Source organism: Streptomyces sp. R11, assembly GCF_041051905.1.
Classification (GTDB): Bacteria; Actinomycetota; Actinomycetes; order Streptomycetales; family Streptomycetaceae; genus Streptomyces.
Window position 1 is genome coordinate 1,970,317 of sequence record NZ_CP163432.1, and the last position, 14,684, is coordinate 1,985,000.

12 protein-coding genes and 2 rRNA genes (1 of these 14 running past the window's edge) are annotated in these 14,684 nt (G+C 70.1%); 2 read left to right on the plus strand and 12 right to left on the minus strand.

Annotated features, from left to right (window positions below; genetic code table 11):
• Window positions 1-91: 91 nt before the first annotated feature.
• From AB5J55_RS08955 to AB5J55_RS08975, 5 genes are all read right to left on the minus strand, one after another.
• On the minus strand, window positions 92-844 hold the full coding sequence (locus tag AB5J55_RS08955) for a hypothetical protein (RefSeq protein ID WP_369270136.1): 753 nt from the start codon (window positions 842-844) through the stop codon (window positions 92-94).
• Window positions 845-871: 27 nt separating this feature from the next.
• Window positions 872-2,590: a DNA repair protein RecN gene (gene recN / locus AB5J55_RS08960; RefSeq protein ID WP_369276135.1), complete on the minus strand. Its 1,719-nt coding sequence runs from the start codon at window positions 2,588-2,590 to the stop codon at window positions 872-874.
• Between the two features lie 236 nt (window positions 2,591-2,826).
• Complete coding sequence (locus AB5J55_RS08965) at window positions 2,827-3,732, minus strand: NAD kinase (RefSeq protein ID WP_328428696.1); 906 nt, start codon at window positions 3,730-3,732, stop codon at window positions 2,827-2,829.
• Window positions 3,729-4,544, minus strand: coding sequence for a TlyA family RNA methyltransferase (locus AB5J55_RS08970; protein ID WP_369270137.1), 816 nt, complete (start codon window positions 4,542-4,544; stop codon window positions 3,729-3,731). The genes AB5J55_RS08965 and AB5J55_RS08970 overlap by 4 nt, the downstream gene beginning before the upstream one ends.
• Window positions 4,545-4,573: 29 nt before the next feature.
• Window positions 4,574-4,924 (minus strand): hypothetical protein, encoded by a 351-nt coding sequence (locus AB5J55_RS08975; protein ID WP_369270138.1) that lies wholly within the window; start codon window positions 4,922-4,924, stop codon window positions 4,574-4,576.
• Between the two features lie 42 nt (window positions 4,925-4,966).
• Between AB5J55_RS08975 and AB5J55_RS08980 the strand changes: the two genes are divergently transcribed.
• A complete protein-coding gene (locus AB5J55_RS08980; RefSeq protein WP_369270139.1) occupies window positions 4,967-5,314 on the plus strand; it encodes an SCP2 sterol-binding domain-containing protein in 348 nt (115 codons plus the stop codon).
• A 52-nt stretch (window positions 5,315-5,366) separates the two neighbouring features.
• Here AB5J55_RS08980 and AB5J55_RS08985 read toward each other — a convergent pair whose 3' ends face one another.
• The 4 genes from AB5J55_RS08985 to AB5J55_RS09000 all read right to left on the minus strand — a co-directional run bounded on the left by AB5J55_RS08985 (window position 5,367) and on the right by AB5J55_RS09000 (window position 9,646).
• Window positions 5,367-6,233 (minus strand): ABC transporter ATP-binding protein, encoded by an 867-nt coding sequence (locus tag AB5J55_RS08985; RefSeq protein ID WP_369270140.1) that lies wholly within the window; start codon window positions 6,231-6,233, stop codon window positions 5,367-5,369.
• Window positions 6,234-6,349: 116 nt separating this feature from the next.
• Window positions 6,350-7,426: a FecCD family ABC transporter permease gene (locus AB5J55_RS08990; protein ID WP_369276136.1), complete on the minus strand. Its 1,077-nt coding sequence runs from the start codon at window positions 7,424-7,426 to the stop codon at window positions 6,350-6,352.
• 8 nt (window positions 7,427-7,434) lie between these two features.
• Window positions 7,435-8,478 (minus strand): FecCD family ABC transporter permease, encoded by a 1,044-nt coding sequence (locus AB5J55_RS08995; protein ID WP_369270141.1) that lies wholly within the window; start codon window positions 8,476-8,478, stop codon window positions 7,435-7,437.
• Between the two features lie 139 nt (window positions 8,479-8,617).
• On the minus strand, window positions 8,618-9,646 hold the full coding sequence (locus AB5J55_RS09000) for an HAD hydrolase-like protein (RefSeq protein ID WP_369270142.1): 1,029 nt from the start codon (window positions 9,644-9,646) through the stop codon (window positions 8,618-8,620).
• Window positions 9,647-9,718: 72 nt separating this feature from the next.
• On the opposite strand from AB5J55_RS09000, the gene AB5J55_RS09005 reads away from it, so the two are divergent.
• Window positions 9,719-11,011, plus strand: a complete 1,293-nt coding sequence (locus tag AB5J55_RS09005) for a DUF1015 domain-containing protein (RefSeq protein ID WP_369270143.1) — start codon at window positions 9,719-9,721, stop codon at window positions 11,009-11,011.
• A 54-nt stretch (window positions 11,012-11,065) separates the two neighbouring features.
• Here AB5J55_RS09005 and AB5J55_RS09010 read toward each other — a convergent pair whose 3' ends face one another.
• The 3 genes from AB5J55_RS09010 to AB5J55_RS09020 form a co-directional block, all read right to left on the minus strand.
• Window positions 11,066-11,818, minus strand: a complete 753-nt coding sequence (locus tag AB5J55_RS09010; protein WP_369276137.1) for a hypothetical protein — start codon at window positions 11,816-11,818, stop codon at window positions 11,066-11,068.
• 1,254 nt (window positions 11,819-13,072) lie between these two features.
• A 5S ribosomal RNA gene (gene rrf, locus AB5J55_RS09015) occupies window positions 13,073-13,189 on the minus strand.
• 106 nt (window positions 13,190-13,295) lie between these two features.
• Window positions 13,296-14,684 (minus strand): 23S ribosomal RNA (locus AB5J55_RS09020); it runs 1,733 nt beyond the window's last position.

Below are 14,684 nucleotides of genomic sequence, written 5' to 3' on the forward strand. Positions count from 1 at the left end.
GCGCCGGGCCGAGTCACCTGCACGAGTGAGGCGGGGTGGGGGTGGTGGCCGAACATGCGCGCGCGGGGCATGCTCAGTGACCTGCGGCGCGTCACCCGACGGCCCTGCGGACGGCCTCGCTCACGTTGTCGCCGTACACCGCCGCGGCGACGACCGCAGCGGCGTGCGCGACCAGCCCGGCGCGCCCGTTCCCGGCCACGACCGCCGTCCCGAGGGCCGCGCCCAGCGCATGCGCCCCGGTGTCGCCGATCATCGCCCGCTCGCCGAGGTCGTCGGGCAGTACGGCCGCCGCGGCCCCCATGACACCGGCGGCCGACTCGGCACCGGGGCCCGGGCGCAACAGCCCCGGCACACCGAGCGCGAGCAGCGCGGCGGCGGCCCGCCCGGGCCGCACGTCCACGAGGTTGACGAAGTGCGCGGCACCCGCGATCACCACGCCCGCGAGCAGCTTGTCCAGCGGCCGCTCCTTGAGGACGGCCCCCGCGACGAGCCCGGCGGCGGAGACCCCGAACAACTTGACGGCCCCGCTGGTCACTTCGCCGTCCCGGAGCGCGCGGAGATGCGCCCGGAACCCACGCCGGGGGTCACCGTCCCCCACCACGTCGTCGTACGCCCCGCAGGCACCGGCAACGGCCACGGCGACCCCGGCGGCCGGCGCGACCCGCCCGACGGCCACCGCAGCCGCCAGGGCGGAGGCGGGCCCGGCGTACAACTCCACGGTGCGGCCCGCGTAGTTCTTCCGCTCCCAGCGGTCACGGCCGCCGGGGACCTTGGCACGCAGGACGGCGACCGCGGCGCGGGTGAGAGTGGCGGAGAGGCCGAAGGAGACGGCTTGCTTGATCATCCGGCCACCCTACGGGCCCCAGCCGGGCTACCTGTCCGCCCGAGCCGTCTCCAGCAACTCCTCCGCGTGCGCGCGGGCCGTCTCCGAGTCCTCCTGGCCCGCGAGCATCCGGGACAGCTCCCGGATCCGCTCCTCGCCCTCCAGGACCTTCACGCCGGACCGGGTGACCGACCCGTCGTTGGTCTTCTCGACGAGCAACTGCCGGTCGGCGAAGGCGGCGACCTGCGGCAGGTGGGTCACCACGACGACCTGCGCGGTCTTGGCCAGCCGGGCCAACCGCCGGCCGATCTCCACGGCCGCCTTGCCGCCGACACCGGCGTCGACCTCGTCGAAGAGGTACGTCGGCACGGGATCGGTGCCCGCGAACACGACCTCGACGGCGAGCATCACACGCGACAGCTCACCGCCGGACGCGCCCTTGGCGATCGGCCGGGGCGGCGCTCCCGGGTGCGGGGCGAGCAGCAGCTCGACCTCGTCCACACCCGAGGGCCCGTAGGCGACCGTGCGCCCACCGACCTCCACGCCCTGCGGATCCTCGGTCTGCCGGATGTCGAAGGACACGCGCGCGTGCGGCATCGCGAGCGAGGCCAGTTCCGCCGTCACGGCGGCGGCGAACCGCTCGGCGGCCTCCGCGCGCGCATCGGTCAACGCCTGCGCCAGGCCGCCCAGCTCGGCCCGCAGCCCGTCCCGCTCGGCGGTCAGCTCGTCGATGCGCTCGTCGTCGCTGTCCAGCTCGGTCAGCCGCCGGCTGCTCTCCTCGGCCCAGGTGAGCACGGCGGCGACGTCCTCGCCGTACTTCCGCGTGAGCGCGGTCAGCGCGGCCCGCCGTTCCTCGACGGCCGCGAGCCTCAGGGGATCGGCGTCCAGGTCGTCGGCGTACCCCGCCAGTTCCCCGGCGACATCGCCCAGCAGGATCCCGATCTCCCCGATCCGGTCGGCCAGCGCGGCCAGCGCCGGATCGTGCGACCGCACGGCGTCCAGGGCCCGCTGCGCGCCCGCTACGAGCGTCGCCGCGTCGATGCCCTCAGGGTCCTCCGGGTTGCCGGCCAGCGCGGCGTGCCCGGCCGTGGCGGCCGACGACAGCGCCTCCGCGTGCCCGAGCCGCTCGGCCTCCTCGGCGAGCTCCACGTCCTCCCCGGCACGCGGCTCTACACCGGCGATCTCGTCGAGCCCGAACCGCAGCATGTCGGCTTCCTGGGCCCGCTCACGCGCGCGCGTGGTGATCTCGTCGAGCTCGACGGAGACCGCCCGCAGCCGCCGGTACGCCTCGCCGTACTTGGCGAGCGGCACGGCGACGGCATCACCGGCGTACCGGTCGAGTGCCTGCCGCTGCCGGGTCAGCTTCAGCAGCCCCTGCTGGTCCGTCTGCCCGTGCACGGCCACCAGGTCGTCGGCGAGGTCGGCGAGCAGCCCCACAGGCACGCTGCGCCCGCCCACATGCGCCCGTGACCGCCCCTCGGCGGAAACGGTACGGCTGATCAGTAGCGCCCCGTCATCGAGCTCGGCCCCGGCCTCCTCGGCCCGTACGAAGGCCGACGCGCCCGCGGCGACGGTGATCCGCCCCTCCACGACCGCCTTGTCGGCCCCGATCCGCACGAGCGCCGGGTCGGCACGCCCACCCAGCAACAGCCCGAGGCTGGTGACCACCATGGTCTTGCCCGCACCCGTCTCACCGGTGACGGCTGTGAACCCCGGCGACAGCTCGACGACAGCATCGTCGATGACTCCGAGCGACCGTATCCGCATCTCCTCCAACACGGACACGACCTTACGAGGTCGGGTACCGGGGATGCGACGCCCCCCGGTCCCAGTCATGTGAAGGTCCAGGTGACGAATGCGTACCGACCGCACATTGTCACTCGGGCGAGTGTCACGCCCTCAGGGGCGCGGGGCTGTATCGATGTGCGGCTCCACCGCGTGGGCGCGACTGGCCACCACGGGCCCGCAGCCGCCGACGCACCCGTCACACCACGGCGAATGGGCTAATGCGGCGCCCCGCGCCACCCGGAAACCGGCAGCGCAAACTTCGCCACAAGCCGGTCAGTGAACGACGCATGATGCAGCCGAGCCAACCGCACCGGCACAGCCCCCCGCCGCACCTCGACCCGCGCCCCCGGCGGCAGTTCCACCGTCCGCCGCCCGTCACACCACAACACCCCCGGCGGGATGTGCGGCAGGACCTCCACCGCCAGCACGGAATCCGGCGACGTCACCAACGGCTTCGCAAACAGCGCGTGCGCCGAGATCGGCACCATCAGCAGCGCCTCGACCTCGGGCCACACCACAGGCCCACCCGCCGAGAAGGCATACGCCGTGGACCCGGTCGGCGTGGACAGCACGATCCCGTCGCACCCGAACCCCGTCACCGGCCGCCCGTCGATCTCCAGTACGACCTCGAGCAGCTTCTCGGCGCCGGCCTTCTGCACGGCCGCCTCGTTCAGCGCCCAGTCGGTGTGCACGATGTCGCCGTTCTGATGCACGACGACGTCGACGGTCATGCGCTCCTCGACCTCGTACGCCTTGGTCACGACCCGGTCGACAACCTTGTCGAGATCATCGCGCTCGGCCTCCGCGAGGAACCCGACCCGCCCGAGGTTCACACCCAGCATCGGCACCCCGGACGCGCGGGCGAACTCGGCGCCCCGCAGCAGCGTCCCGTCGCCGCCCAGCACTATCAGCAGCTCGCACCCGTCGAGGCACTGCGCGGTCGCCTCCTTGACGAGCTCCACCTCGTCCGGCAGCGGCAGGTCGGCGGCCTCGTACTCCAGGACGCGCACCCCGATGCCCTCCCGCAGCAGCCCCTTGACGACCAGTTCGGCACTGCGAATGGCCGCGGGCCGCCCCGTGTGGGCGAGCAGAAAAACAGTACGAGCTCGGTTCTGTGTCAACGCGGCCCCTCCGCAACTGCACGGTCAACGTCGGCCGGTTCCAGAGCGGGCGCCCCGGTACGCAGCCACAGAAAGTACTCGACATTCCCCGAGGGTCCGGGCAACGGACTCGCCGTGACCCCCTTCACCCCGAGCCCGAGTTCCCACGCCTTCTCGGCCACGCCGCGCACGGCCTCGGCCCGCAGCTGGGGACTGCGGACGACCCCGCCGCTGCCCAGCCGCTCCTTCCCCACCTCGAACTGTGGCTTGACCATCATCACCAGATCGGCGTCCGGCTTCACGCACCGCACCAGGGCGGGCAGCACCAGTCCGAGCGGGATGAAGGACAGGTCCCCCACGACAAGATCCACTGGTTCCCCATCGATCGCTTCGAGCGTCAACTCGCGTACGTTCGTACGGTCTTTGACGGTCACGCGTTCATCGCTTTGGAGAGTCCAGGCGAGTTGTCCGTATCCGACATCGACGGCGACCACATGGGCGGCCCCGGCCCGCAGCAGCACATCGGTGAACCCGCCGGTGGACGCCCCCGCATCGAGCGCCCGCCGCCCTTCGACCGCCAGGCCCTGGGGTACGAAGACCTCCAAGGCGCCCGCGAGCTTGTGCCCTCCCCGGGACACGTACTCGGGATCGCTGCCGTCGGCCACGACGACGATCGCCGCCGCGGTCTCCACCTGTGTGGCCGGCTTGGTCGCGACGGTCTTGCCGACGGTGACCCGCCCGGCGGCGATCAGCTGGCTTGCGTGCTCGCGCGAGCGCGCAAGCTTTCGGCGGACCAGCTCCGCGTCAAGACGGCGGCGTGCGACTCCTGCCACTTTCGGTTCAGCTCCTGTTCCCGTACGGACTAGAAGGTGTGGCCCGAAGGGCCTCGTTGAGGGGTGGTGCTCGGGTGACGGGCGGGCGGGGGCGCCGGAGGTCCCGGGCGGGCGTCGAGCGCGGTGAGCGCGTCGCGCAGCCCCCGGTGTACATCCTCGTACACCTCCAGGTGCCCGTCCGCGGCGAGGTGGTCGGCATCGCCGAGCCGCTCCAGCTGCGCGTCGACGTCGGCATGGCCGGTGGGGGTGCGCGGGACGTTCAGCGGGGCTGGGGCGGCGGGATCGTACTCGGATTCGACCGCGAGCCCGGGGTCGGTCGCCTGCCCGGCCTCGGCCTCGGTCTCCTCCGGGACCTCCGGCTGCGGAACTGTGTCGCTCATGCCCAGACGCTACCGCGAACCGCTGCGGTACCGTCGATCGCGATGGCCACGACTGAGGAGTGCCGCGCCGCACTCGAAAAGCTCTCGGACAACATGCAACGCGCCGAAGGGGACGTCCGCTCGGCCGCTGCCCTGGACCGCTCGGTGAGCTGCCACATCACCGACCTGGACGTCACCTTCGTCGGCCGCATGGCGGGCGGCCGCATCCAGGTGCACGACACGCTCCAGGGCCCGCCCCGCGAGAAGGCCCAGATCAGACTGAGCATGACCGGCGACGACCTGGTCTCCATGGTCGACGGCGACCTGAACTTCGCCAAGGCGTGGGGTTCGGGCCGGGTGAAGCTGCACGCGGGCCTGCGCGACCTGCTGGTCCTCAGGAAGCTTCTGTAAGTCACCTCAGGAAGCTTCTCCGGGTCGCCTCAGGAGGCTTCTCCGGGTCGCCTCAGGAGGCTTCTGCGGCGACCACCTTCGTGACATCCGCCTTCGTGACGTCCGCCTTCGTGACGTCGGCCTTGTCCCCGACCCGCGCCTGGCGCGCCGCCGGAACCACGAGCGGCGTCCCCGTCTCGGGGTCGTCGATGACCTGGCACCGCAGCCCGAAGACGTCCTCGACCAGCTCGGCCGTCACGATGTCGTTCGGCGCGCCCTCGGCGATGATCTCCCCGCCGCGCAGGGCGATGAGGTGCGTGGCGTACCGGGCGGCGTGGTTCAGGTCGTGCAGCACGGCGACCAGCGTCCGCCCCTGCTCCTCGTGCAGTTGGGCGCACAGGTCGAGGACATCGATCTGGTGCTGGATGTCCAGGTAGGTCGTCGGCTCGTCGAGCAGCAGCAGCGGTGTCTGCTGGGCGAGCGCCATCGCGATCCACACGCGCTGGCGCTGACCGCCGGACAGTTCGTCGACATAGCGATCCGCGAGCTCGGCGACCCCGGTCTGCTCCATCGACTCCTGTACGACCCGCTCGTCCTCGGTCGACCACTGGCGCAGGATCCCCTGGTGCGGGTACCGGCCGCGGCCCACCAGGTCGGCGACGGTGATCCCGTCCGGTGCGATCGACGACTGCGGCAGCAGCCCCAGGGTGCGCGCGACCTTCTTCGCCGGCATCGACTGGATGACCTGCCCGTCCAACAGGACCCGGCCCCGGCTGGGCTTGAGCATCCGCGACAGCGCCCGCAGCAGCGTGGACTTGCCGCACGCGTTCGGGCCGACGATCACGGTGAAGGAGTTGTCGGGTATCTCCACCGACAACTGCTCGGCGATGACCCGCTGGTCGTAGGCGAGGGTGACGTTGTCGGCGGACAGGCGGTTCACAGTGCTCCTTCGGTTGTTCAGCCCGTTGCTCGACCCGCTGCTGAGGCTGTCGTTGCTCAGGCTCTCGTGGCTGAGGCTCTCGTGGCTGAGGCTCTCGTTGCGGTTGTGGCCGGGCCTCATATCCGGCCCGCCTTGCGCTCGGTGACCAGCAGCCAGAGCAGGTATACGCCGCCGAGCACGCCCGTGACCACGCCCACGGGCATCTGGTCAGCGCCGAAGACCCGCTGGGAGAGCCAGTCGGCGGTGACGAGGAGGGCGGCGCCCATGCACAGCGAGGGCAGCAGGTTCGGCCCGGGCGAGCGGGTCAGGCGCCGGGCGAGCTGCGGCGCGGTCAGCGCCACGAAGCTGACGGGGCCCGCGGCGGCGGTGGCGGCCGCGGTGAGCAGCACGGCGCCCAGCATCAGCAGCAGCCGTACGCGTTCGACACGCACTCCGAGGGCGTATGAGACGTCGTCGCCCATCTCCATCATCCGCAGCCCGCGCGCGTTGGCGAGGACGAGCGGTACGAGGACGACGCACAGCGCGAGCAGCGGCCAGACCTGGGCCCAGTCACGGCCGCTGAGGGAGCCGGTCATCCACACGACCGCGCGGGCCGCGTCGACGAGGTCGGCCTTGGTCAGCAGATAGCCGTTGACCGCCGTCATGATCGCGGACATGCCGATACCGACCAGGACCAGTCGGTAGCCGTGCACGCCCCGCTTCCAGGCGAGCAGGTAGATGGCGAGCCCGGTCGCGAGTCCGCCCACGAGCGCACCGACGGTGACTTGGGCGGAGTCCCCGGAGAACAGCACAATCACCACGAGCGCCCCGGCCGTGGCCCCCTGCCCGAGGCCGAGGATGTCCGGGCTGCCCAGCGGGTTGCGGGACAGCGCCTGGAACAGCGCCCCGCCGAGTCCGAGCGCGGCACCGACCAGGAGCCCGACCAGGACCCTCGGCAGCCGCAGCTCGTTGACGATGAACTCCTGCCCGGCGTTGCCGTTGCCGACCAGCGTCTTGAGCACGTCGCCCGCCGAGATCGGGAAGTCGCCGGTGCCGATCAGCAGGACGCTGGCGGCGAGCGCGGCGAGCAGCAGCAGGACGATGGCGGTCAGCGCCCGGACGTCCAGCCGGAGGGAGATCCCGCCCGGCGTCCGCACGGCACGGGAGGCGCGCGTGGTCGCCGCCGGCGCCGCGGTCTTGGCTTCGCTCTTCACTGCGGTCCTCACAGCTGGGCCGTCCTCCGCCGTCGTACGAGAAAGATGAAGACCGGTCCGCCGAGGATCGCGGTGACGATACCGACCTGGAGCTCGGCGGGCCGGGTGACGGTCCGGCCGAGCACATCGGCGCCGAGCAGCAGCACGGGCGACAGGACGGCCGCATACGGCAGGATCCAGCGCAGGTCAGGGCCGGTGAAGGACCGCACGACATGCGGCACCATCAGGCCGACGAACACGATCGGCCCGCAGGCCGCGGTCGCGGCGCCGCACAGCACGGTCGCGGCGAGCATCGACAGCACCCGGGTCCGGTTCAGGTTGGCGCCGAGAGCCTTGGCGGTGTCGTCGCCCATCTCCATGGCGTTGAGCGGCCGGGCGAGGGCGAGCGCGAGGACCACTCCGACGACGAGGAACGGCAGCACCTGCTTGATGGTCGAGTCCGTCGCCGAGGTCAGCGAACCGACCGTCCAGAAGCGCATCTTGTTGAGCGCCGCGTTGTCCATGATCATCACGGCCTGGAGATAGCCGTAGAGCGCGGCGCTGATCGCCGTACCGGCGAGCGCGAGCCGCACCGGTGTGGCACCCCGGCTGCCGCCGAGGAACCACACCATCGCCCCGACCGCTGCCGCACCGAGGAAGGCGAACCAGACGTAGCCACTGAGGCTGGTGACACCGAAGAACGTGATGGCGGTGACGACCGCGGCGGACGCGCCCGCGTTGATGCCGAGCAGCCCGGGATCGGCGAGCGGATTGCGGGTGAGCGCCTGCAGCACCGCCCCGGCGAGACCGAGCGCCGCTCCGGCCAGCAGTCCGAGGACGGTGCGCGAGATCCGGTCGTCGACCACGACGTCGCCGTAGGTCCCGGAACTCTCGAACAGACCGTGCCAGACCTCCCCCAGGGACAGCTGTTTCGCCCCGATCGCAATGCTCGCCAGAGCGACGACCACCAGAATCAGGACAGAGACGAGCAGCCCAACGGCACGTATCGCCCGTCGGGTTGGTGGCGCGGACTGGGACTCCGCGCGCTGTTCAGGAGGACTCTCGACCAACACCCAGTTAGGTTAGCCTACCCTCCCATTCAGCCACGATCCCGCCGTACAAGGTCACGATGCCGCCGTACGGCGTCACAACCCCGGCCACAATTCCTCCCCACGGCGCCAACACCCCCGGCCACAGCGCTTCCCTACGAGGTCACAACCCCAGCCGCGCCAGCTCCTTGCCCGCGTCCAGCGCGCACGAGCCGTCCCCGGCCGCGGTCCAGGCCGCCGCACACAGCGCCCGCAGCCCGTCCAAGGCCTCACCGTCACCGCCGAGTTCCAACCGGTCCGCCCTGGCGGTCGCCGTCCAGCCCCCGCACCGGAAGCCTTCTCCGTCCTCGGCGACCTCCGGCTGGCCGGTGAGCATCCCGCGCAGATCGGCGTCGACATAAGTCGGCCGGTGCTGCGGCGGCGCGGCAAGCAGCTGCGCGCCATCGGTCACCCCGGTCAGTACGAGCAGCGAGTCGACGTCCCCGTTGAACGCGCCCTCGATGTCCGTGTCCAGGCGGTCCCCGACGACCAGCGGCCGCTCGGCGCCGGTACGCAGGATCGTCTCCCGGTGCATGGGGGGCAACGGCTTGCCCGCCACCTGTGGCTCGGCGCCGGTGGCAATGCGCACGACCTCCACCGCCGCGCCGTTGCCCGGCGCGATCCCGCGCGCGCTCGGAATCGTCAGGTCGGTGTTGGACGCGAACCACGGCACCCCGCGCGCGATGGCGTAGCACGCCTCCGCGAACCGCCCCCACGCCAGCTCCGGCCCGCCGTACCCCTGCACGACGGCCGCCGGATCGTCGTCGGCCGACTCCACCGGCTCCAGCCCACGCTCGCGCAGCGCCACCCGCAGCCCCTCGCCACCGATCACCAGCACCCGGGCGCCCGCCGGCACCTGCTCGCTGATCAGCCGCGCGACCGCCTGCGCCGAGGTGATCACGTCGTCCGCCCCCGTGGGTATCCCCAGCGCGGTCAGATGCGCGGCCACGACGTCCGGAGTCCGCAGGGCGTTGTTCGTGACGTACGCGAGATGCATCCCGCCCGCACGCGCCGTGGCCAGCGACTCCACGGCATGCACGATCGCGTTGCCCCCGGCGTACACCACACCGTCGAGGTCGAGCAGCGCCGTGTCGTACGCCTCGCTCAGGGCCTGGTCACTGCCCTCGGGCCTCCTCCTGACGCTCTGGCTCATTCCACATCGCTCCTCGTTCGACGGCTTTCCTCCGATCATCCCCCATGCCACCGACACCCGTACGATGCCGGGATGAACACAGCAGGTCACCAGGAAGCAACGGCGCGCCGAGGCCTCGAACTCACCCCGTTCCGAGGGCTTCGCTACGACCCCGACCGGGTCGGCAGCCTGGCCGCCGTGACATCGCCTCCGTACGACGTCGTCGTCCGCCCCGACGGCCTGCACCACCTCCAGGACGCGGACCCGTACAACATCGTGCGGCTGATCCTCCCTCAGGCAGACACCGCGGACGCCCGCAACAACCAGGCCGCGACGACCCTGCGCCGCTGGCTGTCCGAAGGCGTACTGACCGCCGACCCGGAGCCCGGCCTGTACGTCTACGAACAACGTGACGGCGAGGGCATGCTGCAGCGCGGCGTCATCGGCGCCCTGCGCGTGACGGAGCCCTCCGAGGGCCTCGTCCTGCCGCACGAGGACGTCATGCCGCACGTTGTCGCCGACAGAGCGGCTCTGATGCGCGCCACCTCCGCGAACCTCGAGCCGCTGCTGCTGACCTACCGCGGCAACGGCACGGCGACCGACACGACCGCCGTCATCGAGCGCACGGTCGAACGCCCGCCGCTCTTCGCGACCACCACGGAGGACGGGTTCAACCACCGCCTGTGGTCGATCACCGACCCGGCCGACCTGGCCCGCGTCCAGTCCGACCTGACGCTCCGCCAGGCCCTCATCGCCGACGGCCATCACCGCTGGGCGACATATCGACGTCTACGCGCGGAGCACGGCTCACCCAGCCCCTGGGACTACGGCCTCGTCCTCCTGGTCGACACGGCCCGCTACCCCCTCCGCGTCCGCGCCATCCACCGCCTCCTGCACGACCTTCCGGTGCCGGACGCCCTGGCCGCCCTCGACGGGCACTTCCGCGTACGCCGCCTCGAAGTCCCGCTTGCCGAGGCGCTGGAGGCGCTGGCCGACGCGGCGCGCACGGGCAACGCCTATCTCCTCGCCGGAGACGGCGCCTTCCACCTCGTCGACGACCCGGACCCGGCCCTCCTCGACCGCACGGTCCCCACCGACCGCCCCGCAGCCTGGCGCACCCTGGACGCCACCGTCCTGCACTCCGCACTCCTCGCGCACGTCTGGCACATCCCCGAGGACGACCCCACCCGCATCGCCTACATCCACGACACCGCCGCCACCGTCAAAAAGGCGGAACGGGACGGCGGTACGGCCGTCCTGATGCACCCGGTCCGCGAGGACGTCGTACGCGACCTCGCCCGCCAGGGCGTCACGATGCCCCGCAAGTCGACGTCGTTCGGCCCGAAGCCGGCGTCGGGCCTGGTGCTGCGCACCCTGGACGGGTAACGCAAAAAGGGCGGGACCCCAGCCCGGGATCCCGCCCTTCACATCACACGCAGCTCACTCCTTGCCGCCCTCTTCGGGATCGGCCTGGGCCTGCTCCTCGCGACTGCCGTCGCTCTCGCCTTCGCTCTCGTCGAAGGCATCGACGAACTCGACACCGTCCAACTCGGCGAGCCGGTCGGAGGCATCCGTGCTGCCGTCCTTGTCCGCCTCGACGGCCTTGGCGAACCACTCACGCGCCTCACCCTGCCGCCCGGCGGCCAGCAGCGCGTCCGCGTAGGCGTACCGCAGCCGCGCGGTCCACGGCTGCACGGCGTTGGAGGCCAGCTCGGGGCTCTGCAGCGTCACGATGGCCGCGTCCAGCTGCCCCATGTCACGCCGAGCGCCGGCCGCGACGAGCCGCATCTCGACCTGCCCGGCCTTGTCCAGCTTGTGCGACTCGGCCGCCCCGGCCATGTCCAGCGCCTTCTCCGGCCGCCCGAGCCCACGCTCACAGTCGGCCATCAGCGGCCACAGCTCCACGCCACCCGTCATCCGCCGCGCCGCCCGGAACTCGGCAAGCGCCTCGGCGTACTTCTGGTTCGCGTACGCCGCGAACCCGGCCGCCTCTCGTACGGCCGCGACACGCGACGCCAGCCGAAGGGCCACCTTGGAGTAGCCGTACGCGCCCTCGGGGTCCTCGTCGATGAGCCGCGCGACCATCACCAGGTTCTTGGCGACGTCCTCCGCGAGCGTCTTCGGCAGGCTCTGCAGCTCCTGCCGTACGTCCTTGTCGATCTCGTCACCCGTGACGTCCTCCGGGATGGGCAGCCGCTTGATCGGCTCACGGTCCCGATCCCGCTCATCACGGAACCGGCCACCGCCACGCCGGTCGTCACGACGGTCATCCCGCCGGTCGTCGCGCCCACGGAACCCACCGGGACGCCCACCGCGGTCGTCCCGACGGGGCCCACGACCACCACGGTCGTCACGCCCACGGAACCCACCACGGTCGCCTCGGCTGTCATCCCGCCGGAAGCCGCCACGGTCATCGCCGCGACGGTCATCACGCCGGTCATCGCGACGATCGTCACGACGGTCATCGCGCCGGAACCCACCACGGTCATCGCCACGACGGTCATCACGCCGGTCATCGCGACGATCGTCACGACGGTCATCGCGCCGGAACCCACCGCGGTCATCGCCACGACGGTCATCACGCCGGTCGTCACGACGGTCATCGCGCCGGAAATCGCGTCGGTCGCCACCGCGGTCGTCACTCCGACGGTCGTCACGGCGGTCGTCACGCCGGAAGCCACGGTCCCGGTCATCGCCACGGAACCCACGGTCCCGGTCGTCACGCCGAAAGCCGCCGCGGTCACCATCACGACGGTCGTCGCTACGTCGGTCGCTGCCACGGTCGTCGCGACGGCCGTAGCCGCCACCACGGTTGTCGTCCCGCCGGAAGCCACCGCGGTCATCGCCACGACGGTCATCACGCCGGCCGAAACCGCCTCGCTCGTCGTCGCGACGCTCCCCACGGTCGTCACGACGGAAGGACGGACGATCACCCTCGCGACGGAAGCCACGGTCACGGTCGTCACGACGCGGCCCGCCGGAACGGTCGTCCCTGCGGAACGGCGGACGGGGACCTCGATCGCCTTCACGCCGGTCGCCGCCACGGTCATCACGCCGGCCGTAGCCACCGCCACGGTTGTCGTCCCGCCGGAAGCTGCCGCGGTCATCGCCACGGCGGTCGTCACGACGGTCATCGCGGCGGAAGCCACCGCGGTCGCCGCCCCGGTCGCCACCCCGGTCGTCACTTCGGCGATCGTCACGACGCCCCTGGCCACCACGGTCGTTGTCGCGACGGACCCCGCCACGGTCGCCGCCTCGGTAACCGCCTCGATCACCCCGGTCGCCGCGGTCACCACTGTCCCGTCGCCGCGGTTCGCGCTCCGGTCGGTCGTCGGGAGAGTTGGTGGACATCGGTGACTCCTGTCTTCGGTACTGCAAGCATTGTAAAAACGAAAGGACCCCCGGTCCCAGCTGAACGCTGGTGACCAGGGGTCCTTCCCAAAGATTGTTCGGCGGCGTCCTACTCTCCCACAGGGTCCCCCCTGCAGTACCATCGGCGCTGTAAGGCTTAGCTTCCGGGTTCGGAATGTAACCGGGCGTTTCCCTCACGCTATAACCACCGAAACCCTAATGGTTTCGAGCGAACAAGCACACTTTTCTTTTGTCTGTTCTGCTCAAGAAACCGGCAACGGTCGTTGCCTCAGAACTAACACAGTGGACGCGAGCCTCTATGGACAAGCCCTCGGCCTATTAGTACCGGTCACCTCCACACGTTACCGTGCTTCCAGATCCGGCCTATCAACCCAGTCGTCTACTGGGAGCCTTACCCCATCAAGTGGGTGGGAATACTCATCTCGAAGCAGGCTTCCCGCTTAGATGCTTTCAGCGGTTATCCCTCCCGAACGTAGCCAACCAGCCATGCCCTTGGCAGAACAACTGGCACACCAGAGGTTCGTCCGTCCCGGTCCTCTCGTACTAGGGACAGCCCTTCTCAATATTCCTACGCGCGCAGCGGATAGGGACCGAACTGTCTCACGACGTTCTAAACCCAGCTCGCGTACCGCTTTAATGGGCGAACAGCCCAACCCTTGGGACCGACTCCAGCCCCAGGATGCGACGAGCCGACATCGAGGTGCCAAACCATCCCGTCGATATGGACTCTTGGGGAAGATCAGCCTGTTATCCCCGGGGTACCTTTTATCCGTTGAGCGACGGCGCTTCCACAAGCCACCGCCGGATCACTAGTCCCGACTTTCGTCCCTGCTCGACCCGTCGGTCTCACAGTCAAGCTCCCTTGTGCACTTACACTCAACACCTGATTGCCAACCAGGCTGAGGGAACCTTTGGGCGCCTCCGTTACTCTTTAGGAGGCAACCGCCCCAGTTAAACTACCCATCAGACACTGTCCCTGATCCGGATCACGGACCCAGGTTAGACATCCAGCACGACCAGAGTGGTATTTCAACGACGACTCCCCCTGAACTGGCGTCCAGAGTTCACAGTCTCCCACCTATCCTACACAAGCCGAACCGAACACCAATATCAAACTGTAGTAAAGGTCCCGGGGTCTTTCCGTCCTGCTGCGCGAAACGAGCATCTTTACTCGTAGTGCAATTTCACCGGGCCTATGGTTGAGACAGTCGAGAAGTCGTTACGCCATTCGTGCAGGTCGGAACTTACCCGACAAGGAATTTCGCTACCTTAGGATGGTTATAGTTACCACCGCCGTTTACTGGCGCTTAAGTTCTCAGCTTCGCCAGGACGAATCCTGACTAACCGGTCCCCTTAACGTTCCAGCACCGGGCAGGCGTCAGTCCGTATACATCGCCTTACGGCTTCGCACGGACCTGTGTTTTTAGTAAACAGTCGCTTCTCGCTGGTCTCTGCGGCCACCCCCAGCTCAGGAAGCAAGTTCCCTCACCAGTGATGGCCCCCCTTCTCCCGAAGTTACGGGGGCATTTTGCCGAGTTCCTTAACCATAGTTCACCCGAACGCCTCGGTATTCTCTACCTGACCACCTGAGTCGGTTTAGGGTACGGGCCGCCATGAAACTCGCTAGAGGCTTTTCTCGACAGCATAGGATCATCCACTTCACCACAATCGGCTCGGCATCAGGTCT

Bases quoted from the DNA above. Each gene is read 5' to 3' on its own strand.
- AB5J55_RS09005 (WP_369270143.1), top strand. From the start codon at position 9,719: ATGAACACAGCAGGTCACCAGGAAGCAACGGCGCGCCGAGGCCTCGAA.
- AB5J55_RS08980 (WP_369270139.1), top strand. From the start codon at position 4,967: ATGGCCACGACTGAGGAGTGCCGCGCCGCACTCGAAAAGCTCTCGGAC.
- AB5J55_RS09000 (WP_369270142.1), bottom strand. From the start codon at position 9,646: ATGAGCCAGAGCGTCAGGAGGAGGCCCGAGGGCAGTGACCAGGCCCTG.
- recN (WP_369276135.1), bottom strand. From the start codon at position 2,590: ATGCGGATACGGTCGCTCGGAGTCATCGACGATGCTGTCGTCGAGCTG.
- AB5J55_RS08955 (WP_369270136.1), bottom strand. From the start codon at position 844: ATGATCAAGCAAGCCGTCTCCTTCGGCCTCTCCGCCACTCTCACCCGC.
- AB5J55_RS08975 (WP_369270138.1), bottom strand. From the start codon at position 4,924: ATGAGCGACACAGTTCCGCAGCCGGAGGTCCCGGAGGAGACCGAGGCC.